The sequence below is a fragment of the Nitrosomonas mobilis genome (assembly GCF_900103035.1).
Classification (GTDB): domain Bacteria; phylum Pseudomonadota; class Gammaproteobacteria; order Burkholderiales; family Nitrosomonadaceae; genus Nitrosomonas; species Nitrosomonas mobilis.
Genome location: NZ_FMWO01000044.1, coordinates 69,103 through 91,314, shown reverse-complemented (window position 1 = coordinate 91,314; position 22,212 = coordinate 69,103). Strand labels below are relative to the sequence as shown.

Here is a 22,212-nt window from a genome sequence, read left to right as displayed (position 1 = left end):
ATCGTTCTTGTTGGATGTATGGCGCGTCCATAGTATCAGTCCACTCTAACGTAATATATATGACATTTCCTGTCTGATAAAGTCGGTAAAAAGTTTTATAATCATATAGGGGCTATCTATATAGTTGTTAAATCAAGGCTATGTCACCGTTAATTGTTGAATCTGCCTGTGCTTGACTTGGAAATGTATTTGATATTCGGCAAGTCTTCGAAGTCGTTATCTTGAGTCCAGATTACAGCAGAATACTTTTGAGCAGTGGCGAAAATAATGCTATCGGCCAGCGGCAATTTATGGAGAACACCAAATTTTGCAGCATCCTTGGCAAGCTCCGAATTTAGCGGAATTACCTTACCCTGTTCCATATGGGCAGTGACGATCAGGGCTGCTTCTTCTCCTCGTTGACGTAATACATTTTTGAAAACCTCCGTGATTGTGATGCTGGGGACCAGTAACTTTGATAGTTTTTCAATGGGCTCGGCAAATACCGCAGAGCTGCCATCGCTGGCGAAATAGGACAACCAGGCTGATGAATCTACGACATTCATATCCGATCTTTTTCCCTGAGAACGGTGGTATCGATTCCTTTCAGAAAGCCTCTCATCTCCCTCATGGGTTTGAGAGGAACCACCTCAATTCGCCCCTGGTATGATGTGATCTGGACTTTCTGGCCAGACACAATCCCCATCGATTCACGAATTTCTTTAGGAATGACAATCTGATACTTAGGAGAAACGGTTACTGTAGTCATGGCAACACCTATCGATAGAAGAATGGTATTACGATACCTTTATCGATCAGGGTGGTCAAGATAGGTTAGGCACAGGGGGGGGTGCGAATTGCGGATACAGCCGGTGAATCAGGTATAGCTTTATTTAGCGGCCTGGTTGTGATGTGTACGTAATCTGCATCAGATTCGTTATTTGGTTCATGGCGCGCTAGCTGCGGGAGCGTATCCCATAAGCACCATAGACGAACTGGTTGCCTGAACAGAACCAGTTTTACCATCCATGCATTATTAACATTTAATGTTAATAATGCATGGTTATAATTTAATTGCTGATTTCAAACACCCGCTTGAGCAAACGTGGCCAGCCTTTGCATGGATTCCCGTGGCGATAGAACGATATGGGCCATGCTATCCCGATAAGGTGAATTTAACTTCAACTTTGCAGGATACCGCGCATATTTTTGGCACAATTCACCATTTTTTCCAGGGCCGCGCTGGTTTCAGGCCAGTTGCGGGTTTTCAGGCCGCAGTCAGGATTGACCCACAAATGCCGCGGATCGATGGTTGCAGCGGCTTTCTGCAGTAAAGCAAGCATTTCCGCTGCGTCCGGGATCCTCGGCGAGTGAATATCATAGACACCGGGGCCGATTTCATTCGGGTAGGAAAACTTCGCAAATGCATCCAGTAATTCCATGCGCGAGCGCGATGTTTCGATGGTAATCACATCGGCATCGAGTGCAGCGATGGCGGGCAGGATGTCGTGAAACTCGGAATAACACATGTGCGTGTGTATTTGCGTTTCATCTTGAACGTTTGCGCTGGCTACACGAAATGCTTTCACAGCCCAATCCAGATAGTCCTGCCATTCTGCTTTCCGCAACGGCAAGCCTTCTCGGAAGGCCGGTTCATCAATCTGGATCATGCCAATACCGGCTTTTTCCAGATCGCGAACCTCGTCACGGATTGCCAATGCCAGCTGCAACGCGGTTTGTGCATGTGGTTGATCATCACGCACGAATGACCACATCAGCATCGTGACCGGGCCGGTCAGCATGCCTTTGACCGGCTTTTTGGTTAGGCTTTGCGCATAAGCGAGCCATTCCACGGTCATCGCTTCCGGGCGGTGAACGTCACCATAGAGAATTGGCGGTTTAACACAACGTGAACCGTAGCTTTGTACCCAGCCGTGCTCGGTAAATGCATATCCCCACAGCTGTTCGCCAAAATATTCCACCATATCGCCGCGCTCGGGTTCGCCGTGTACCAGCACATCGAGCTCAAGCGCTTCCTGTTTACGAATGACATCTCCGATTTCGGCACGCATAGCCGCGAGATAGTCGAGATGACTGATATCACCTTTCTTGAAGGCGGCGCGAGTCTGGCGAATGGCAGATGTTTGCGGAAAGGAGCCGATAGTGGTCGTTGGTAGCAGCGGCAGGCTGAAACGTTGGCGTTGCGCTTTTTGCCGTTCGGTAAAAGAATGGCTGCGCGCATAATCAGATGCGCCGAGCGCCGCCACTCTTTGACGGACGACCGGGTTATGGATGCGGGTTGATTCGCGCCGTGATTGAATTGCTTGATCTGCACTGGCCAATTCAGCACTGATCGAGGCTTGTCCCTGGTTCAGGCCTCGTGCAAGTGTCGAGATTTCCTGGAGTTTCTGCACGGAAAATGCCAGCCAGTTTCTGATTTCTGCATCAAGCTGGCTTTCCTGCGTCAGATCGACCGGGCAATGTAACAATGAGCAGCTGGGTGCAATCCACACAGGACTTTTCCTTGCGGACAAGGTGTGGAGCAGAGTTTTTAGTTTGGCAGACAGATCGGCACGCCAGATATTGCGACCATCGATGATACCGAGCGACAGCACCTTATCCGTAAAATCACTGCCTGAAAAGTGATCGAGCTGTTCAGGCGCGCGGCACAGATCGAGGTGTAATCCAGCGACTGGCAATGTTGCAAGTGTGGCGGCATGGTGTGTGACTGAGCCGAAGTAAGTTGCCAGCATCAATTTGCAGCCAGTTGTGGCAAGTGTCTGGTAAGCAGGCAGGAAGCTTTCTGCCCAGCCATGGTCGAGATCCAGGGTTAGTATTGGTTCATCGATCTGTACCCAGGTCACACCAAGAGATGCCATTTCCTGCAAAATTTGCTGATAGACCGGCAGCAAACGTGGCAAGAGCTGCAAGCGATCGAACCCGGCAATGGTTTCCTTGCCCAGATAGAGATAGGATAAGGGGCCGACCAGAACCGGTTTAGGGGTGATGCCACAGGCCTGCGCGGCTTTTATTTCTTCGAAAAGCTTCGTGGATGCGAGCTTGAACTCGGTATCTGCATCAAACTCCGGTACGATGTAATGGTAATTGGTGTTGAACCATTTAGTCATTTCCATTGCAGGCTGTTTAGCATTGCCGCGCGCCATGGCAAAATACAGATCGAGCGGCTTAGGGTAATCCGCATCAAAGCGGCGCGGGATTGCGCCGAGCAGCATCGTCATGTCGAGCACGTGGTCGTACAGCGAAAAATCTCCGACTGGAATCAGATCGATCCCGGCTTGCTGCTGTATTTTCCAGTTGGCAGCCTGAATACTATTGGCTGCTGCCAATAGTTGCTCTGCAGTAGATTTTTCGTTCCAGTATGCTTCCAGCGCCTTTTTCAGCTCCCGCTGCGCGCCGATTCGGGGAAACCCGAGATTATGGGTAAGTATCATGATTGCACCTTGTTGCGCTGATTGAGAAACAGACATTGTCAAGGATGCACTATAATGAATCAAATGATAGTTTTTGTGATTAACAATGAATAATATTCATATATGTTGGAATTGCGCCATCTTCGTACTCTGAATGCATTACACGAAACCGGCAGTGTTTCGCTGGCGGCAGAGCGCCTGCATTTAACTCAGTCCGCCTTGTCTCATCAAATCAGGGTGTTGCAGGATTATTACCAGTTGTCCATCATTCAGCGCAGCGGGCACTCGGTGCAGTTGACCGATGCGGGCAAGCGCCTCGTGCTGCTGGCAGAAAAAATACTGGAGGATATCCGGGTAGCGGAGCGTGATCTGGCAAGGATTACCCAGCAGGCGGCAGGAAGCCTGCGCATTGTGCTGGAATGTCACACCTGTTTCGATTGGTTGATGCCGATCATGGATACTTTTCGTTCGGACTGGCCTGCGGTCGAGCTGGATTTGGTTTCTGGATTCCACAGCGACCCTGTTTCCCTACTTAAAAAAGGGGTTGCCGATGTCGTCATTGGTTCCGAAAGCCAGCCTCAGTCGGGTATTGTGCATTTTCCGCTATTTTGTTTCGAGATTCTGGCGGTGCTGGCGCCGGGACATGTACTCGGCAAGAAACGCGTACTCGATGCCATGGATTTTTCCCAGGATATGCTGATTACCTATCCTGTGCCAGAAACACGCATTGATCTGATTCGGCAAGTGTTGATGCCTGCGGGGGTGACCTGGCAAAGACGAACTGCCGAGCTTACGGTGGCCATTTTGCAACTGGTGGCAAGCAGGCGAGGCATCGCCGCGCTGCCAGGCTGGGGAATCAGGAACTATCTGGATTACAACTACGTCATTGCCCGGCGCATTGGTGCAAATGGTCTGTGGAGTGATCTGTATTTATCGGTGCGGGAAGATACCGCCTCGCTTCGTTACCTGCAGGATTTTCTGCAAACGATCAATCGGGTTTGCTTCGCCACGCTGGATGGCATTAAACCATTGAAAGAGATGCGCTGAAATTGAAGATATTTAAAATTTGTACAGAAAATACCAGGCAACTACTTTAGCTAATCAACAGACCTAATTTTTATCCGAACCGGAGTGCTTCGTATGATTGATCCATCAATAAGATTTAATCCTCATGCTGCTCGCCCAACTTCCCTGCTGGCATTGGGCAAGAGCCTGTGGCATAACCGTCAGCTTATCGCGCAGATGATCAGACGCGAAGTGGTGGGACGTTATAAAGGTTCCTTCATGGGGCTTACCTGGTCGTTTTTCAATCCCGTGCTCATGCTTACCGTATATACCTTTGTCTTTTCCGTGGTGTTCAAGGCGCGCTGGGGGATGGGTGAAGAAGAAAGCAAAACCCAGTTTGCCGTGGTGTTGTTTGTCGGCTTGATCGTGCATAGCCTGTTTGCTGAAGTGCTCAACCGCGCGCCAGGGTTAATTCTTTCCAACGTCAACTATGTCAAAAAAGTAGTATTTCCGCTGGAGATTCTGCCGGCTATCAGTATGGGGGCCGCGCTGTTTCATAGCTTGGTCAGTTTAGGCGTGCTGCTGATTGCTTTCGTGCTGTTCAATGGCTACCTGCACTGGACAGCTGTTTTTACGCCGCTGGTATTGCTGCCGTTGATCATTCTCACTCTGGGCATTGCCTGGATGCTGGCCTCACTCGGTGTTTTCCTGAGGGATGTCGGGCAAACTATTGGCATTGTCACTACCGTTATGCTGTTTCTTGCTCCTGTTTTTTATCCCGTAACCGCATTGCCGGAGGAAATTCAGCCGTGGCTTATGGCCAACCCGCTTACCTTCATCATCGAGCAAGCGAGGGCCGTGCTTATCTGGGGGAGATTGCCTGACTGGATAGGGCTTAGTATTTATACCGCTATCGCCACTGTAGTCGCGTGGGCAGGTTACGCCTGGTTCCAGAAAACCCGTAAGGGGTTTGCCGATGTGCTTTGAATGCCGGTAAGGCTGACGGTTGATCATGTTTCACAGATGTGGCCTGAATTTGTTTGTTCTCTACAGTCTCTACACAAGCGGTATTGACCAAATCAGCTTAACAGGCTAATATCGCACCTCGTTCAAATTGCTTTCCTCCTATTCCCCGATAGCTCAGTTGGTAGAGCGACGGACTGTTAATCCGCAGGTCCCAGGTTCGAGCCCTGGTCGGGGAGCCATGCTTTTCTTGGATTGACCACCGATCCTGCTGATCACCGGTCTTACAGGCTTTGGGTCGGCCTAAGGCACGCAAAATAGATTTTTCACTGTAGTTGCTATCAGTACATGATGATTATTGATAGATCATACTATTATGAAAAAGCCAGTCATTTACATGAATCTTCTCAGGATCATGATGCGTCCAGTGAATAACGCCGTCTTTATCATTCCATTCATATTCACCAAAAAATTTGATCTGGTCATTCACTGCCAAGGTATCTATTCTTTGCGCGCTCGCAAATGGCTGGATTAATAATTCATCGCTATCGACTTCTAATTCAATGAAATCGGTAATTTCCCCCACTTTTAACAAGCCACCGTCCTCCGATGAGCTGAAGAAGGCAAGCTTACTGCGTTACCCCCTCGGGTGCCAAGCTCGGTGGTCAGGCTGGACGCGAAGGAACGACTCTCAAGCATGTGCGGGAACCGGACGAGGTGCTGCGCTTTGTGACGGACCTTCGTGTTCTTTTCATAAATAATCTGGGTGAACGTGTGATTCGAATGCCTAAAGTAAAATAAAAAATCTCCGGTTGCTTCCGCACTCTCAATGGGGCGGAGAACTTCTGCATCATCCGTTCTTACCTCGATACATGCATAAGCAGAGCCACAACAAATTTTAATTGCTGCACCGCACCTTCATGGGTAATCCACTTCAGCCTGCTTCATGCTGAGCTGTCACGTGGTATTAATCAATAAGATTCGATTTTTCACTTATTTGGTATAGAAAGAGACTTGATCTTGTACTGAAACCACAAGCTAGGGTATAGTGGCAGCCTGCTAAAACATCATCCTGGCAGGAGAGTGCGCTATAGTAGAATATAGCGCCGCCGAAGGCGTAACCCCCCGGAATCGCTCAGGCCTGGCCGGTAAACCGGTTTGAACAACTGCTAGTGACAGGCAATCTGGAGAGCGCTGAGTGAATGTATCAGCCACCGAAGGGGCACTCGGGAAGTGATTTCCGATAAAACTCTCAGGTAAATGGACAGAGGGGAATGGTCAAACCTGAAAATTGCTAATCCCTTTTATTTCATGGGGTAGGACCATTAATTCAGGTGTATTTCTGGCGAATTTTTGAGAAACCGACTTCCTTTTTACTATTTTTTGAGAGAATCATGCTGAAAACAACTCCTCTTAACGAAACTCATCGTGTCATGCAGGCCAAGATGGTGGATTTCGGTGGCTGGGATATGCCCCTGCATTATGGTTCCCAGCTGGATGAGCATCATCAGGTACGGCGTGATGCCGGCATGTTTGATGTTTCCCACATGCTGGTGGTGGATATCCGTGGTGAAAACGTCCGCGACTTCCTGCGCGGCTTGCTGGCTAATAACGTTGATAAGCTGACGCTGACTGGCAAAGCGCTCTATTCTTGCATGCTGACACCTGAAGGTGGTGTTATCGACGATCTAATTGTCTATTTTATGACCGAATCCTGGTTCCGTCTGGTGGTTAATGCCGGCACAGCGGACAAGGATATCGCCTGGATTACCCGACAGGCAGGGCAAAGCGCGCCTCAGCTGGAAATTACCCCTCGTCGCGATCTTGCCATGATCGCCGTGCAAGGTCCCAATGCACGCAGCAAGGTGTGGGCTACCATTCCTGGAACGCAAGCGGTTACCGAATTTTTGAAGCCTTTTCAGTCGGTGGTGTTTGAATCTTATTTTATTGCCCGTACCGGCTATACCGGTGAAGATGGTTTTGAAATCATCCTGCCGGCAGATGATGCCCCCGCTTTCTGGCAGAAGCTACACGCAGCGGGTGTTGCGCCAATCGGCCTGGGAGCGCGCGATACATTACGCCTGGAAGCAGGCATGAATCTTTACGGTCAGGACATGGATGAAACGACCAATCCGCTTGAATCAGGGCTTGCCTGGACGGTAGATTTAAAAAGTGATCGTGATTTCATTGGTAAATTCTCGCTGCAGCAAAAACCGGTCAGACAGAAACTGACGGGGTTGCTGCTCCTCGATAAAGGAATATTGCGTAGTCACCAGAAAGTCATCATTAAGGGCGGAGAATTATCTGGACAGGGAGAAATCACCAGCGGTGGGTTTTCACCGACACTCAATCAGTCAATCGCATTGGCGCGTGTACCGGTCGAGCTGGCTGTCGGGGATGAAGTCAGTGTATTAATACGTGACAGGCAGCTTGCAGCCAGGGTCGTTAACTACCCATTTGTACGCAATGGCAAGGCACTTGTTTGAAATATATAAATCAGTTATTAATTATCTTTTGGAGAATAAATGATGAGCATTCCGGCAGCGCTGAAATATGCAAAATCACATGAATGGGTTAAGGCCGAAGAGGATGGAACAGTTACTGTGGGTATATCGCACCATGCACAAGAACTACTGGGGGACATGGTGTTCGTCGAACTGCCAAAAGTCGGGCGAAGTCTTGCAAAGAGTGAAGAATGTGCGGTAGTGGAATCCGTCAAATCTGCGTCCGATGTTTATTCGCCTATCAGTGGTGAAGTCGTTGCGGTTAACACGGAGCTGGAATCCGCTCCGGAAAAAATAAATCAGGATGCTTATACAGCATGGCTTTTCAGGCTGAAACCGACCAACCTCGGCGAAATGGATGCCCTTCTCGATGCTGCCGGTTATGAGAAGCTGATTGCGGAAGAAGCTCACTAATCCAGCCATATTGCCAGGGATTGTAGGATATTTCTCCCGTTTCGAGCACAAAGCAATGAAAACAAACCGAATGAAATTATAACTATGCCATTTATTCCACACACTGAAGAAGATGTTAGCGCAATGCTTGCCAGCATTGGAGCTAATTCGATAGAAGAACTGTTTGACGAAATCCCCGCTGAATTGCGAACGGGCACATTGAAAAATGTGCCCCCGAGAATGAGCGAGATGGAAATCGCGCGGCTGATGCTGGAACGTGCGCAGCAGGATGGGTTTTATCTTAACTTCATTGGTGCAGGCGCTTATGAGCACCATATTCCGGCAGCCGTCTGGCAAATTACAACGCGTGGAGAGTTTTATTCATCGTATACGCCATATCAAGCAGAAGCCAGTCAGGGAACACTGCAACTGCTGTATGAGTACCAAACGATGATGGCCTCATTGACTGGCATGGATGTCTCCAATGCTAGTCTGTACGATGGTGCATCTGCGCTTGCCGAAGCGGTACTGATGGCGGTACGCCAGCACCGTACTTCAAGCAGAATTTTGATTCCGCAAACAGTACATCCGATATACCGTAAGGTCGTGCGTACCATTGTCAGAAACCAGTCGATCGAAATGGTTGAAATTCCATACGATCCAGTATCGGGGCAAACTATGCTGGCTCAACTTGAGGAGGCTGGCCAGACCGAGTTTGCTGCACTTGTCATTCCGCAACCCAATTTCTTTGGTGTATTTGAATCAGTCGATGCTCTGACGGACTGGGCACATAGCAAGAACGCACTGGCCATTGCCGTCGTCAACCCCATCTCACTTGCCATGCTGACACCGCCAGGAGAATGGGGTGAAAAAGGTGCAGATATTGCCGTGGGAGAGGGCCAGCCACTGGGCATACCCTTATCCAGCGGTGGGCCTTACTTTGGTTTCATGACCTGCAAACAGCCTCTGGTCAGACAGATGCCGGGCAGAATCATTGGCCGTACCACTGATATAGAAGGTAAGGAAGGATTTGTCCTGACATTGCAGGCGAGGGAGCAGCATATCCGCCGTTCCAAGGCAACGTCCAACATCTGTACCAATCAGGGGCTGATGGTGACGGCAGCAACCATTCATATGTCACTGCTCGGGCCGGAAGGACTTTATCGCGTGGCCGCTCAGTCACATGCCAATACGTTGACACTAATTGAAGCATTGACCCGTATACCCGGCGTGAAAAAAGCTTTTGACAGTCCATTTTTTCATGAAGCTGTGCTCTCCCTGCCGAAGCCCGCATCAGTCGTGCTGGACAACCTCAAATCCCACGGAGTGCTGGCAGGTTATACGTTTGATGATAATTATCGCGAGCTGGATAATTGCCTGATGGTTTGCGCAACGGAGACTAAGGTACCGGCAGATCTGGATAAATATGTAGAACTGTTTCGGCAGGCACTTGCCTGTTAGCTCGCCGATGATGTATTAGTAATTTCACAGTCAATCAAACTATCAAGGAGATTCAACATGGTCACAATCGGTGGTACACCAATCAAAATTGAAGGCACTTTCCCTCAAGTAGGCACCAAGGCGCCTGCTTTTTCGCTGGTCAATCGGGATTTGAAGGATGTCACACTGGCTGATTTTGCCGGCAAGAAAAAGGTGCTCAATATCGTTCCGAGCCTCGACACGCCGGTCTGCGCATTATCAACCCGTAAATTTAACCAGCGTGCCAGTGAAATGAATAATACGGTCGTGTTGATCATTGCCGCCGATCTGCCGTTTGCCATGAGCCGTTTTTGCGATCTTGAGGGATTGGACAAGGTGGTGCCATTATCTACCATGCGCGGTGCACAGTTCATGCGTGATTATGGCGTTGCCATCGCTGATGGGCCTTTTGCCGGCATTACCGCGCGCGCGGTCATCGTGCTCGATGAGAATGACAAGATCATCCATGCCGAGCTGGTACCTGAAATCAAGGATGAACCCAATTACGATGCTGCCTTGGCTGCATTGAACTAAAATTTATTTCAAATTCATATCATGCTGATATTCGAACATTCGCGTCCCGGGCGATATAACTATTCTCAATCGCCAGCAACCCGTGCTACCAAGCACAACATACCCGATAAGCTGTTACGTCAATCGAAGCCTTTGTTACCGGAAGTTTCGGAAATGGACACAGTGCGGCATTACACAAGGCTTTCGCAGAAAAATTTCTCGATCGATACCCAATTTTATCCATTGGGCTCGTGCACGATGAAATACAACCCGCGCGCCTGTAACTCATTGGCAATGTTGCCGCAGTTTTTGTCCCGTCATCCACTGGCGCCGGAAGATACCGGGCAGGGGTTTCTGGCCTGCATGTACGAGTTGCAGGAAATCCTGAAAGGTGTGACCGGTATGGCAGCGGTCAGCCTGACATCGATGGCGGGTGCGCAGGGCGAGCTGATTGGCGTTACCATGATCCGTGCCTATCATGAGGCACGGGGGGATACCGCGCGCACCGAAATTATCATTCCTGATGCGGCGCATGGTACCAATCCGGCAACAGCCGTGATGAGTGGCTACAAGGTAGTTGAAATTCCAACCGATGAAGAAGGCGATGTCGATATGGCAGCGCTGAAAGCAGCCGTTGGACCAAAGACTGCCGGGTTAATGCTGACCAATCCTTCAACACTGGGTGTTTTTGAGAAAAAAGTAGCTGAAATGAGCCGGATTGTACACGCTGCCGGTGGACTGCTGTATTACGATGGCGCCAATCTGAATGCGGTGCTGGGAAAAGTCAAACCCGGCGATATGGGATTTGATGTTATCCACATGAATCTGCACAAAACCTTCTCCACGCCACATGGTGGCGGCGGGCCTGGTTCTGCGCCGGTTGGTGTTGCCGAGCGTTTGCTGCCTTATTTGCCAGTGCCGATCGTGGCTTACGAGAATGGAGCTTATCGCTGGCTGACTGAAAAGGATCGGCCACAATCCATCGGCCGTTTGTCTGCCCACATGGGAAATGCCGGTGTGCTGCTACGTGCTTATATTTATGTACGCTTACTGGGTGCGGAAGGCATGCATCGTATTTCTGAGTACGCCACGCTCAATGCCAATTATTTGCTGGCCGAGTTGCGCAAGGCAGGTTTTGAAATTGCTTATCCTACTCGACGTGCCAGCCACGAGTTTATCGTCACGACAAAAGGTATCAAGGATAAAACTGGAGTGACCGCGATGAATCTGGCAAAAAGATTATTGGATAAAAATTTTCATGCACCCACCACATATTTTCCGATGTTGGTACCCGAGTGCTTGCTGATTGAACCCGCAGAGACAGAATCCAAAGAAACCCTGGATAGTTTTGTCAATGCGATGAAGGAAATTCTGGTCGAAATCGAGACTCAGCCAGATATGGTCAAGGGTGCGCCACATCTCATGCCATTGCGTAAACTCGACGAGGTCAAGGCTGCACGTGAACCGGACCTTACCTGGACACCTACCTGAGCGCCTTGGTCAACACTTCCTCAGTTTTTCATGAGCAGCCAATACTGCTATCATCAGTATTGGCTGTGTTTATTGTACTTTTAATATATTTGTAAATAATCAATCGATGCAAACACTAATTTGCGGCTCTGTTGCCTATGACACTATCATGGTGTTTGAGGATCGTTTCAAAAATCACATTCTCCCGGACAAGATTCATGTGCTAAATGTTGCGTTCCTCGTCCCGGAAATACGCCGCGAATTTGGCGGCTGTGCGGCCAATATTGCCTATAATCTGCGGTTGCTTGATGATGATCCATTGGTCATGGCCACGGTCGGTAATGATTTTCAACCGTACCGCTATCGCTTGGAAAAGCTGCGACTGGCGCAAACCTATATTCGTCAGATTGAGGATGCCTTTACTGCGCAGGCTTTTATTACTACCGATCTGGATGATAATCAGATTACTGCTTTTCATCCGGGAGCGATGAATTTTTCTCATAAAAACAGCGTTCAAGCAGCTACGAATGTCGGGCTCGGCGTCATTGCTCCCGATGGTCGGGATGGCATGATTACCCATGCACGCGAATTCCATGAGGCCGGTATTCCCTTTTTATTTGATCCTGGGCAGGGACTGCCGATGTTCAATGGCGAAGAATTGTTGAACTTCATCGACAGGGCGGATTATGTCGCCGTAAACGATTATGAGTCACAGCTGCTGCAATCACGGACCGGTCTTGATCTTGAAGCTCTGGCGGCCAAAGTCAATGCATTCATCGAAACCAAAGGAGCGGAGGGGTCGGTCATTTATGCGGATGGAAAAAAATATGCTATCCCAGCTGTCAAGCCCCGGAAAATCGTCGATCCGACCGGCTGCGGTGATGCCTACCGCGCAGGTCTGTTATACGGTATAGCACGTGGACTGGGTTGGCAAACCACAGGGCAGCTCGCTTCCCTGATGGGATCACTTAAGATTGCGTATCGCGGTGGCCAGAATCACGAATACTCGCGTACCGAAATCGAGACGCTTTATCAGTCGGCTTTCGGCAGCCCCCTTCCCTGAAGTAAAAAGCAATATAACTGCTTCAGGATTGTTAATGCCGGATAAAAATCACCATTAAATTGATTGGTTACGTTCGGTTAGGCAGATTATTTCTGCATTTGGCAACCGGATTGCTGAAATCATTTGTTTATCCGAATCTCGGCAAAATCCAGCAGAAACGGATGGCTGCAAAGTGGGCGCAACAGTTCTTGTGTATTCTGCATGTCAATCTGTGTGTGCGCGGTGCGGTGCCATCAGATAATCAGGCGGTTGGCTTGCTGGCGGCCAATCATACGTCGTGGTTGGATATTCTAGTGATGCTGGCAGTTCTGCCGGTACGTTTTGTCGCCAAGGATGAGATTCGTGGCTGGCCACTGGTTGGCGGGCTTTGTGAGCGAGCCGGCACATTGTTTATTCACCGGGAAAAGCGCAGCGATGCGTTGCGTGTCAACCGGCAAATCTTTGATTTGCTGCAATCCAGGAGATATGTTGCTGTTTTCCCAGAAGGGATGACCGGTGATGGTTCGGTTCTCCACCATTTTCATGCGTCCTTGCTGCAACCGGTAATCAGCACCCAAACCCGTTTGTACCCTGTGGCAATCCGGTATTCACTGGCAGATGACGGGGTAAGCCGTCATACGGCTTATGTGAATATTTCAATCTTTCAGTCGCTGCTGCAAATTCTTCGGCAACCACGAACCCAGGCGGAGCTGATTTTTTGTGAACCGATTACCTGTCACAACTTGAACCGGCGGGAACTCGCGCGCCTGGCAGAGCAGGCAATTGCGCGCGTTCTGGCAGTCGAGATCAGGCACATGGAACCTGAAAAACCGTGCGGTCTTCCAGGCGCACTGCGGTAAGTCTGCCGCCCCACAAACAGCCGGTATCAAGCGCAATCAGATTACGTTCCATACGCAATCCCAGAGCTGACCAGTGACCGAACAGGATGGTGTGTGTTTTGCTGGCACGATTTGGTACATTAAACCATGGCACATATCCCGCAGGAATGTCGGTCGGATTAGCCTTGAAAGCAAAATTCATTTTCCCCTCGCGGGTACAGACTCTCAGACGTGTCATGGCGTTAATGATGACACGCCAGCGATGTTCTCCCTGCAGGCTGTCTTGCCAGTGGTCAGGATCGTTACCATACATGCTGGGAGCAAATTCCTGGAAGGATTGATCATTACATAGTATGACTTCGACTTCCTGTGCCAAATACTCTGCTTGATCAACACTCCAGCCAGGGAGCAGGCCGGCGTGAACCAGCGCGTACTCGTCCTCGTGGTAAAACAGGCGCTGGTGCCGTAGCCAGCTCAACAGTTTTTCCCGGTCTGGTGCCTGCAAAATCGATTTCAGGGTGTCATGTGGTTGTTCGGTGGTGACCCCCGCAGCAACCATCAAAAGATGCAGGTCATGATTGCCAAGCACCATAATCACAGCATCACCCAGCTGCATCAATGTGTGCAATACTGCCAACGAATTCGGTCCACGGTTGACGACATCCCCTACCAGCCAAAGTTTGTCACGGCTGGGATTAAAACCGATTATCTCCAGCAGTTGCTGAAAATGTTGATGGCAGCCCTGTATATCGCCTATTGCATAGGTTGACACTTTAAAGGATGTTTTCTGAAGTTAACGTAACCCTAAGACGTCCTGCATATCAAACAGACCATATTTGTGAGCGCTTAGGAAGCGGGCCGCGCGCAGCGCACCGGTAGCAAATGTTTTGCGGCTGTTGGCCTTGTGTGTAATTTCGATACGCTCGCCGATACCGGCAAATAGCGCGGTATGGTCGCCGACAATATCGCCGCCACGAATAGTGGAAAAGCCGATCGTATCAGATGCTCGTTCACCAGTTTGACCATGCCTGCCGTAAATTGCCACCTGATCGAGCTGCCGGTTTGCCACCTGCGCGATGACCTCCCCCATGCGTAACGCCGTTCCGGATGGTGCGTCAACCTTATGGCGGTGGTGCGCCTCGATGATCTCAATGTCATAGTCATCCTGCAAGGCGACTGTCGCGACTTCAAGGAGTTTGAACAGCACATTGACGCCAATACTCATGTTTGGAGCGAATACAATGGCAATCTCGTTCGCGGCATCCTGAATGATCATTTTTTCGGCAGCAGTAAAACCAGTGGTGCCGATAACCATCTTTATGTTCAGCTCGCGACAGGCGGCCAGGTAGGCTAGCGTGCCGGCCGGGCGAGTGAAATCAATCAGGACGTCACTGGTTTTCAGGGAATCGATATGGTTGGAGCTGATCGGAATTCCGCAAGGCGTACCCAGCAATGCGCCAGCATCCTGGGATAACGCCTGGCTGCCTGGCTGTTCTAGCGCGGCTGACAGTCTCAAATCTTCTGCTTCTGTGATAGCTTCTATCAATGTTCTACCCATACGACCGGTACTGCCGGCTACTGCGATATTCAATAACGTCATTCCCTGCCTTTATAAAAATCATCCTGATTTTGCTTCAAAAAATCAATCTCTGGATTATCGTTTATTTCTTTTTGAAGTAGGTTGTCACGATTCTCGATTGAATCAAATGGCTGATCAGATGCAGGTATAATTTCATCAGGCTCACTGAAGGTGCTAGGCACAGGAAAATCCCCGCTAATCTTCATCAGACGGTCATTTTCGAAGAAAACGGTCAGCTTCTTTTCTTCTGCAACGCGCCCGCTAGGGGCGAAGTAATAAATATAATCCCAGCGGTTATGGTGAAAGGCATCGGTTATCAGTGGCGAACCCAGTACAAAACGGACTTGTGAGTGGGTCATGCCAGTTTTTAACTTAGCGATCATCTCCTCCGTTACCACATTGCCCTGCTGGATATCAATTCGGTACGGAAAGCCTGGGAGGTTAGAGCAGCCGGTTAAGATGGCAGGACTGAGCAACAGTAGAAGTAACCGCAGTGAAGATAGGGGCATACCGAGTAACTTTTTTCTGAATCTTGCCGGAGTAGAGCCAGGTAAATGACGCAATAAAATTGATTGTCCAAACTAACTGGCCCGGGCAACAACCATGAAATATTGTGTTTCTGAGTATCTATATGATACAGCAAATCTCTTTTTTTGAAGGATGAAACCTATGAATAAGCCGCAAAATTTGAAGAGCATTGAGCTTAAGAATATTGGCCTTAAAACTACACTACCTCGATTGAAGATATTAAATTTATTTGAAAATAGCCAAATTCGTCATCTGTCAGCGGAAGATATTTACAAGGAGTTGCTTGCCGAAGGTGACGATATTGGCTTGGCAACCGTTTATCGCGTACTCACACAATTTGAACAAGCTGGATTGCTGGAGCGCCACCACTTTGAAAGCGGCAAAGCGGTATTTGAACTTGCCAGCGCTAATCATCATGATCATCTCGTCTGCCTGCAATGCGGTCGAGTGGAGGAATTCTTCGACGCTGAGATCGAAAGACGCCAAACCAAAATTGCGAAAGATCGAGGGTTCACTCTTCAGGAACATTCCTTATCCTTGTATGCTGATTGCACCAAAGTGAATTGTCCTCACCGAAAATAACCCGGGCTTATAAGCGGTTCTGCCATGAAAATTCTGCATGCGAGCCGTGAATCCCGCTCGGATTGCCGCTATGGAATGGGGCGTGCAAATATCATGCTGCTCGATGGTTTAAAACAGAATGGGATGCTGGTAGATTTCATTTGCAGCAGTGATCTGGAGCCGGATTCTATTCGGCGGGCTACAAACTGGACACGGAAGTTGGCAAAAATTTTCCCCAAAACATTTTTTTCAACTCTGCATCTGATGGTTACCGCCTGGGAAACCGGGCGGACAGCGGGTCGAAGCGCTATCGCGCAGGGCTATACTCATTTACATTGTCACGATGCGGTGGTTGCTGCCGGTGCCCGCGCAGAGCTACATGGGCACTCAATCGCCTGGGGGGTTAGTCAGCACGGATATAACTGTGTTTCACATGCCTTGCATCAGTATATCCATCCGTTACCACTCTGGTTTAGGTTTCTTTTGTGGCATTGGGAGCGGCGAGTGCTTTCCAGTGCAGACTGGATAATCTGCCCGACATCCAGTGGGCGGGCTAACCTCGCGTTGGAATTACAACTATCAATGGACGCCCGCTGGCATGCCATTCCACACCCTCTGCCGGCACTAAGTTTTCCCAAAAAAGATGATGCGCGCTACGCTTTGGGATGGGATAGTGGATTGCGATATATTCTGGCGGTTGGCCAATTAATTTCACTAAAGCGTTTTGAGCTTATCATCGATGCGATGGCTTATCTGCCAGATAATTGCCGTCTGGTAATCCTGGGTGATGGTGACAAAGATCCCTATCTGTTACGCGCGGAGAGCCTTGGTCTTGCCCCTCCTGTAATGACGTCTACAGATACGGTTGGCCTCTATCTGGCAGCAGCAGACATATTTGTCAGCGCATCGGCTACTGAATCATTCGGCATGGCGATTCTGGAAGCAATGATGGCTGGTTTGCCGGTCGTTTGTACAAAAGTAGGAGGTGTGGCTGATGTGGTGGGAGATGCTGCTGAACTGGTCAATCCAGACGGTAGCAATTTGGTCGCTCGGTTAAAATACCTGATCAAAAATCCTATGTATTGCACAGAATTAGCCTTAAAATCCAGCCATAGAGTCAGGCAATGGCCAGATCGTAAGTCGGTTGCCCGGCAATATCTGCAGGTTTATGAAAATTGCCAAAAAACTGTCTATCAGGCTTGACTCAACACTAAACCCAGAACCTTCTATGATTGAAATTTCATCATGATATCCTCCAAATCAAGAGTCGTTCAAATTCAAACAAGTCGACAGAATCGTCTTACGCCTGCGCAGAGAAAATTCAATGCATTGATTAAGAAAATCGATGCCCAAAAAAGATTGCTGACACAATGGCAGGAAATCATTCCCCTATATCAGCAGGCAGTTTCTGAAAAGCTGATACCGTTACGTGCCGCGTTCGCTGATAATCAGGCAGAAATGGTGGCTTTGCTGGATACACTGTTCTTGAGTCATAAATTTACCAAGCAGCAGCAATCCAAAATCGTGCATCTGATTACCGAGATATGTGGCGAATTGATGCGTCAGTATGGTCGTGACGATTTGAAAGCTCTATATGCTCGTTACAGCGGATCAAGCTATGATGATGTCATTCAGAGTGAGCGTGAAATGGCCAATGATTTTCTGAAATCAATGTTTGAGGAAGAATATGGCGTTGAGCTGGGTGATGAAGAATTTGATATTTCTGATCTGGAAGAGACCGCAAGGCGATTGCAGCAAAAAATGGAGGAACAGCGACCTGCTGATGCCCCCTCTTCCGAGCGCAAAAAAACCGGCAAACAACTGGCCAAGGAAGCCCGCGAGCGCGCAGAGGCGGCCAATGTAAGTAAATCGATTCAGGCGGTATATCGACAACTGGTTGCGGCACTTCATCCTGATCGCGAGTCAGACCCGGGTGAACGTGAGCGTAAAACCAATCTGATGAAGCAGATTACCGTGGCTTATGGAAAACGGGATCTGCTGCGATTGCTGGAATTACAACTGAATGTCGAGCAGATTGATCAGATGCAGATCAACAGTATCGCCGAAGATCGTCTGAAATACTACAATAAGATTCTACAGAACCAGTTGGAGGAGCTAGGAGAAGAAGTCATGTTGATGGAGATGAAGATGAAGGCAACGGCCGGATGTGAGCTGTATGAACATCTGTCACCACAAAAATTACTCATGCTTCTGAAGGAGGATGTCCATATTCTGGAAGATTCGATCAGCGGTATTCAGCGGGATCTGCAGTCGTTCAAGGATATAGGTTATTTTAAGTCATGGCTTAAGGGATACCGGATGCCATCGCATCATTGACTTGATCAATTTTATTGAGGACCGGGGCAAAAAATAGTTTTATTCGGCTTTGCATCGGTACAGCCTGATCCACGCCCTGGCCGCGAGTATTGTTACTTTTCTGACAGATTCCTGTTGATATCGAGTATGCGGTCGCATGCCTCGCGCACGGCGCCATGCCCGCCTGATCGTAGGCACACATGGTGAGCGTGACGCAAGACCTCCAAAACGGCGTCGGCTGGACATATTGCCAGCCCCACACGTTGCAGGCATCTCAGATCGCAGAGATCATCTCCAATATAAGCAATTTCGTGCAAAGCTACTCCCCAGGATGGGAGTTTCTGCTCGATCATAGCAAACTTGTCTTTCACACCCGGGTAATATTCGTCGATCTTCAGCTTTTTCATCCTCGCCGCCACAGCAGGGCTGTTCTCCGAGCTGAGCACACAGACCCGAATTCCGCTCTCACGTAGCAGTTGTAGACCATGGGCATCACGCGTATCGAATTTTTTGAGTGCTTCACCATCAGAGCCGTAGTACATGCCGCCATCGGTTAAAGTCCCATCCACGTCGAGTGCGAACAGCCTGATCCGTGTTGTCGGCATACGGTCGAATTTCTGCTGGCGCTGCAGTAGTAGCTGTTCCACGATTGCCAGGTCACTAATTTCATCGATTTCGAGAGCGGTCTCAGGCGACATTTCATGAATGCCAATGCGTCCACCGAGTCTGTTTCCCGTTTCCGCAAGCAATGTCTTCCGGGTAAAGTAGAAAGCCCCGTTTTCCATGAGCCAGCCTTCGAAATCCTGCCGTCTTGGGCGATTGGCAGGGTCATAGTTGATCGCAGCACCTGTTTTCGTCCAGAAAAAACGTTTCGAAGGGACAGCTGTCAGCAGAGAATCCAGATTATTCGCGAGAAATTTTTGTTTGGCTATACGAAAATTTTCTGCTCGAGTTAGTGGAGAGGTCGCCTGGATCAGGCATATCACGTCAAAGGCAATTTTTTGCTGAAATTCGAGCATGACGCTTTCCGTGCTTGCCATATCAGTACAGGTTTCCGCCGAACGCTCTAGTACCGAAACGCCTGTAGGGAATTGGATCAGTACGTTGCTGCGAATTCTGGGTGAATCGGTGGCAACATAGATTTCATCGAAACAGCATGAGGCAATTGCTTGTTCGAGACTCCAGGCAAACAATGGTCTACCGGCGATCAATCGAATATTTTTATCGGGAATGGATTTCGAATTGGCCCGCAAGGGCATGAAGGCAACCCAGCGCATCAGTTGAAGTGCACTCCTTTGAGACGTTTGAGCTTGCTGCGCTGAGGGGCCTCGATTTCCAGTATGGCTTGGCCCTTGTATGACAATGCACTGGCAACGGCGCGTACATTCCTGACCAGCTTGCGCAAACCATCCGGTTCTAGTGATGCGGCATGATCAGTGCCTCTCCAGGTGCGGTCGAGCGTGAAGTGCCGTTCTATCCAGGAAGCACCTAACGCAACTGCGGCTGCATCGACGGCAATACCGAGATGGTGACCCGAAAATCCGATTTCTTTGACGCGTTTGCCAAACCGGCCTTTCAGTATTTGTATCTCCCGCAGGCACACCTGATCGAACGGCACTGGGTAACCAGAGGTGCAGGCATACAGTACGACCCGATGTGCGGCATCATGTGCTTCCATCAGAGCGACGATGGTTTCCAGTTCTTCCGGCGTGGTCATGCCTGCAGAGATATGGATATCGCCCTGATAATGGTCGGCAAGAAATTCGAGCATCGGAAAATTCAGGTTGGATGCCGACGGAATCTTGATGAATTCGGGGTTGATTCCTGCAATTTCTTTGGCTGAAGTCATATCCCAAACCGAGGTTGAATAGCCGATACCGTTGGTTTCACATGTCTTTTTAAGCTTACGATGCTGCTCGACATCGAATTCGAGAAATTCACGATGCGCGCCATAAGTGTCGCCATAACTGTTTTGAGGGTTGGGGTGATGTGCGTTATATTCTTCGGGCGTGAGCAGCTCTTTGTTTGTCCGTTTCTGAAATTTAACATAATCACATTTAGCGAAATTTGCTGCGACCTTGATCATTTCAAAGGCAATTTCGATATCGCCCTTATGGTTACAACCGATTTCTGCAACGATTTTTGGTGGATTCATAAGTAAGTAAAAATAATTTATCGAAAATCCAGAGTGGCTGCTACGCAGTAATCCTGAATACATGCTTTGCATAAGGCGCTACTTTGATTGAACGGAAGCGGTTCAGTAATCCGCCAAAGCGCTCCACTCTGCATTCGATATCCGCCACCGAAATCGGGGGAAAACGGTGATCGTGGTAGGCGAGCCGATTGGGGCCGGGGCGACGCATGTAAAGTTGCGTCAAAGTCGCTTTCAGTTCAGCAAGCAGCCATCCCTGCAGATATGTGCCAAGCGGTCTTGCTGGCGGCTGTCTTTTACCGTATCCATTTTCCTTCAGGATACTGGTGATACGTTCACAGGCAAGTGGCCCATCACGTGCCGTCAGGTAGTAATCAATCAGCGTTTGGCGCTCTTCACTCTCTGCAGCCCCCAATGCACCTGACAGAATTTGAGATAGTGTGTCCGCCAGCTCCTGGAAATTGAAACATTGATGACTCAGGCGGGTAGGTAGTCCCTGAAAATCATAATCATAATATTCATTGAGTGTTGCCAGATATGAAATGGCTGGAACGCCAAGTACGTAGGCTTCCAATCCAGTTGTGCAGCCATTATGGACCATCACTTTTGTCGCCAGCAACCAAGGAATGACATTTCCTTCATTAGAAACAATTATTTGTGGGTATTCAGCTGCAATTGCATGATAAATCTGCTGGTTTTCACTTGGATGGGGGCGCACGATGATTTTTCTTTCCGGGAATGCACGGGCAAGTGCCGGGATGAGTTGCCGGAAATCTGCCAGAATGGCCTGTTTGTGCTCGTATAATCCTTCGGCAAATTCCCGACTCATGCCAAGCCCGGCCTGCCCCATGCGCGCTGGTCGCGAACGACTTCTCGGTATCAACAGACCGATACTGGGGATATAGGGATTGACGTCGCTGAAGTTGGTATTGACCAGGACGAAATCACCGAAACGATCACGCAGCCGTTCCACCTCGGCAGCGAAGTAGGGACGAATTTCCGGTCGCAACATGTCTCCACGGGGATTTCCCGTAATGTGGATAGGCAAATTATCGGGTAATGCCGGATACTGACGCATCAGATCGGCGTTTTCTTCTCCCCAGGAAAATATGTGTGAGACCTGCCTGACGGTTTTGGGAGATAACCGCAGCGAAAAATACGTATCAGCTGGCGGATGCACCAGTGCTTCTTCCTCCCACGCAACGATTTCATGCCCAAGCTGGCGGAGGATTGTGAACATCGAGCTGCTGATGCCGCGCATACTTTTGGCCAGATATACGCCACGCGGAATCGAAGCTATTTCAAAATGTGTGAATGCGCGTGAGCCGATGATGACTGGGAAACCCTGTTCGGCTGCTATACACGCCAGCAGAAGTTTGGCATCCAGTTCACGGACCTGGCTTTCAACTGGAATGATGAGCGTTGATATCATATGGAAGAATATGAAAAGTAATGATA

22 protein-coding genes, 1 tRNA gene and 1 riboswitch are annotated in these 22,212 nt (G+C 49.3%); of the genes, 13 read left to right on the top strand and 10 right to left on the bottom strand.

Annotation, left to right across the window (positions count from 1 at the left end; all coding sequences use genetic code 11):
- Positions 1-149: 149 nt before the first annotated feature.
- The 3 genes from NSMM_RS05685 to metE all read right to left on the bottom strand — a co-directional run bounded on the left by NSMM_RS05685 (position 150) and on the right by metE (position 3,431).
- The gene (locus NSMM_RS05685; RefSeq protein WP_090285474.1) at positions 150-545 is read right to left on the bottom strand and encodes a type II toxin-antitoxin system VapC family toxin; all 396 of its coding nucleotides are present in this window, start codon (positions 543-545) and stop codon (positions 150-152) included.
- Positions 542-748: an AbrB/MazE/SpoVT family DNA-binding domain-containing protein gene (locus NSMM_RS05680; protein WP_090285472.1), complete on the bottom strand. Its 207-nt coding sequence runs from the start codon at positions 746-748 to the stop codon at positions 542-544. Before NSMM_RS05680 ends, NSMM_RS05685 begins: the two co-directional genes overlap by 4 nt.
- 412 nt (positions 749-1,160) lie before the next feature.
- Entirely contained in the window at positions 1,161-3,431 is a 2,271-nt protein-coding gene (gene metE, locus NSMM_RS05675) for a 5-methyltetrahydropteroyltriglutamate--homocysteine S-methyltransferase (RefSeq protein WP_090285579.1), read from the bottom strand.
- A 102-nt stretch (positions 3,432-3,533) separates the two neighbouring features.
- Here metE and NSMM_RS05670 point away from each other — a divergent pair, with 102 nt between their 5' ends.
- From NSMM_RS05670 to NSMM_RS05660, 3 genes are all read left to right on the top strand, one after another.
- Positions 3,534-4,457: a LysR family transcriptional regulator gene (locus NSMM_RS05670; protein ID WP_090285470.1), complete on the top strand. Its 924-nt coding sequence runs from the start codon at positions 3,534-3,536 to the stop codon at positions 4,455-4,457.
- Between the two features lie 93 nt (positions 4,458-4,550).
- Positions 4,551-5,402 carry an ABC transporter permease gene (locus NSMM_RS05665; RefSeq protein WP_090285468.1) on the top strand — a complete coding sequence of 284 codons (852 nt, stop codon included), beginning with the start codon at positions 4,551-4,553 and terminating at the stop codon, positions 5,400-5,402.
- A gap of 142 nt (positions 5,403-5,544) precedes the next feature.
- Positions 5,545-5,620 (top strand) — tRNA-Asn (locus tag NSMM_RS05660).
- A 113-nt stretch (positions 5,621-5,733) separates the two neighbouring features.
- Here the strand turns inward: NSMM_RS05660 and NSMM_RS05655 are convergent.
- Positions 5,734-5,964 carry a DUF3465 domain-containing protein gene (locus NSMM_RS05655; protein ID WP_245654698.1) on the bottom strand — a complete coding sequence of 77 codons (231 nt, stop codon included), beginning with the start codon at positions 5,962-5,964 and terminating at the stop codon, positions 5,734-5,736.
- Between the two features lie 588 nt (positions 5,965-6,552).
- Positions 6,553-6,656: riboswitch (glycine riboswitch) on the top strand.
- Between the two features lie 116 nt (positions 6,657-6,772).
- Between NSMM_RS05655 and gcvT the strand changes: the two genes are divergently transcribed.
- The 7 genes from gcvT (at position 6,773) to NSMM_RS05620 (ending at position 13,639) form a co-directional block, all read left to right on the top strand.
- Positions 6,773-7,864, top strand: coding sequence for a glycine cleavage system aminomethyltransferase GcvT (gene gcvT / locus NSMM_RS05650; RefSeq protein ID WP_090285466.1), 1,092 nt, complete (start codon positions 6,773-6,775; stop codon positions 7,862-7,864).
- A 42-nt stretch (positions 7,865-7,906) separates the two neighbouring features.
- Positions 7,907-8,296 (top strand): glycine cleavage system protein GcvH, encoded by a 390-nt coding sequence (gene gcvH, locus NSMM_RS05645; RefSeq protein WP_090285464.1) that lies wholly within the window; start codon positions 7,907-7,909, stop codon positions 8,294-8,296.
- An 84-nt stretch (positions 8,297-8,380) separates the two neighbouring features.
- The gene (gcvPA, locus tag NSMM_RS05640; protein WP_090285462.1) at positions 8,381-9,736 is read left to right on the top strand and encodes an aminomethyl-transferring glycine dehydrogenase subunit GcvPA; all 1,356 of its coding nucleotides are present in this window, start codon (positions 8,381-8,383) and stop codon (positions 9,734-9,736) included.
- A gap of 57 nt (positions 9,737-9,793) precedes the next feature.
- Entirely contained in the window at positions 9,794-10,288 is a 495-nt protein-coding gene (gene tpx, locus NSMM_RS05635; RefSeq protein WP_090285460.1) for a thiol peroxidase, read from the top strand.
- Positions 10,289-10,309: 21 nt separating this feature from the next.
- On the top strand, positions 10,310-11,758 hold the full coding sequence (gene gcvPB, locus NSMM_RS05630) for an aminomethyl-transferring glycine dehydrogenase subunit GcvPB (RefSeq protein ID WP_090285458.1): 1,449 nt from the start codon (positions 10,310-10,312) through the stop codon (positions 11,756-11,758).
- A 106-nt stretch (positions 11,759-11,864) separates the two neighbouring features.
- The gene (locus tag NSMM_RS05625) at positions 11,865-12,800 is read left to right on the top strand and encodes a carbohydrate kinase family protein (RefSeq protein ID WP_090285456.1); all 936 of its coding nucleotides are present in this window, start codon (positions 11,865-11,867) and stop codon (positions 12,798-12,800) included.
- 59 nt (positions 12,801-12,859) lie between these two features.
- Entirely contained in the window at positions 12,860-13,639 is a 780-nt protein-coding gene (locus NSMM_RS05620; protein ID WP_245654694.1) for a lysophospholipid acyltransferase family protein, read from the top strand.
- On the opposite strand, the gene NSMM_RS05615 is transcribed toward NSMM_RS05620, so the two are convergent.
- Genes NSMM_RS05615 through NSMM_RS05605 form a run of 3 tightly spaced genes read right to left on the bottom strand, consistent with a single transcriptional unit; the run spans position 13,587 to position 15,760 of the window.
- Positions 13,587-14,390, bottom strand: a complete 804-nt coding sequence (locus NSMM_RS05615; RefSeq protein WP_090285454.1) for a symmetrical bis(5'-nucleosyl)-tetraphosphatase — start codon at positions 14,388-14,390, stop codon at positions 13,587-13,589. The genes NSMM_RS05620 and NSMM_RS05615 overlap by 53 nt on opposite strands.
- Positions 14,391-14,411: 21 nt before the next feature.
- Positions 14,412-15,218, bottom strand: coding sequence for a 4-hydroxy-tetrahydrodipicolinate reductase (gene dapB, locus NSMM_RS05610; protein WP_090285452.1), 807 nt, complete (start codon positions 15,216-15,218; stop codon positions 14,412-14,414).
- Positions 15,215-15,760: an outer membrane protein assembly factor BamE gene (locus NSMM_RS05605; RefSeq protein WP_245654693.1), complete on the bottom strand. Its 546-nt coding sequence runs from the start codon at positions 15,758-15,760 to the stop codon at positions 15,215-15,217. The genes dapB and NSMM_RS05605 overlap by 4 nt, the downstream gene beginning before the upstream one ends.
- A gap of 106 nt (positions 15,761-15,866) precedes the next feature.
- Between NSMM_RS05605 and fur the strand changes: the two genes are divergently transcribed.
- The 3 genes from fur to NSMM_RS05590 are packed head-to-tail and all read left to right on the top strand — an operon-like array spanning position 15,867 to position 18,623.
- Entirely contained in the window at positions 15,867-16,307 is a 441-nt protein-coding gene (gene fur / locus NSMM_RS05600) for a ferric iron uptake transcriptional regulator (protein WP_090285448.1), read from the top strand.
- Between the two features lie 24 nt (positions 16,308-16,331).
- Positions 16,332-17,489 carry a glycosyltransferase family 4 protein gene (locus tag NSMM_RS05595; protein ID WP_090285446.1) on the top strand — a complete coding sequence of 386 codons (1,158 nt, stop codon included), beginning with the start codon at positions 16,332-16,334 and terminating at the stop codon, positions 17,487-17,489.
- 42 nt (positions 17,490-17,531) lie between these two features.
- Entirely contained in the window at positions 17,532-18,623 is a 1,092-nt protein-coding gene (locus NSMM_RS05590; protein ID WP_090285444.1) for a molecular chaperone DnaJ, read from the top strand.
- A gap of 92 nt (positions 18,624-18,715) precedes the next feature.
- On the opposite strand, the gene NSMM_RS05585 is transcribed toward NSMM_RS05590, so the two are convergent.
- The 3 genes from NSMM_RS05585 to NSMM_RS05575 are packed head-to-tail and all read right to left on the bottom strand — an operon-like array spanning position 18,716 to position 22,186.
- Entirely contained in the window at positions 18,716-19,879 is a 1,164-nt protein-coding gene (locus NSMM_RS05585) for an N-acylneuraminate cytidylyltransferase (RefSeq protein ID WP_090285442.1), read from the bottom strand.
- A complete protein-coding gene (locus NSMM_RS05580) occupies positions 19,879-20,757 on the bottom strand; it encodes an N-acetylneuraminate synthase family protein (protein WP_090285440.1) in 879 nt (292 codons plus the stop codon). Before NSMM_RS05580 ends, NSMM_RS05585 begins: the two co-directional genes overlap by 1 nt.
- A gap of 40 nt (positions 20,758-20,797) precedes the next feature.
- The gene (locus tag NSMM_RS05575) at positions 20,798-22,186 is read right to left on the bottom strand and encodes a surface carbohydrate biosynthesis protein (protein WP_090285438.1); all 1,389 of its coding nucleotides are present in this window, start codon (positions 22,184-22,186) and stop codon (positions 20,798-20,800) included.
- Positions 22,187-22,212 lie beyond the last annotated feature (26 nt).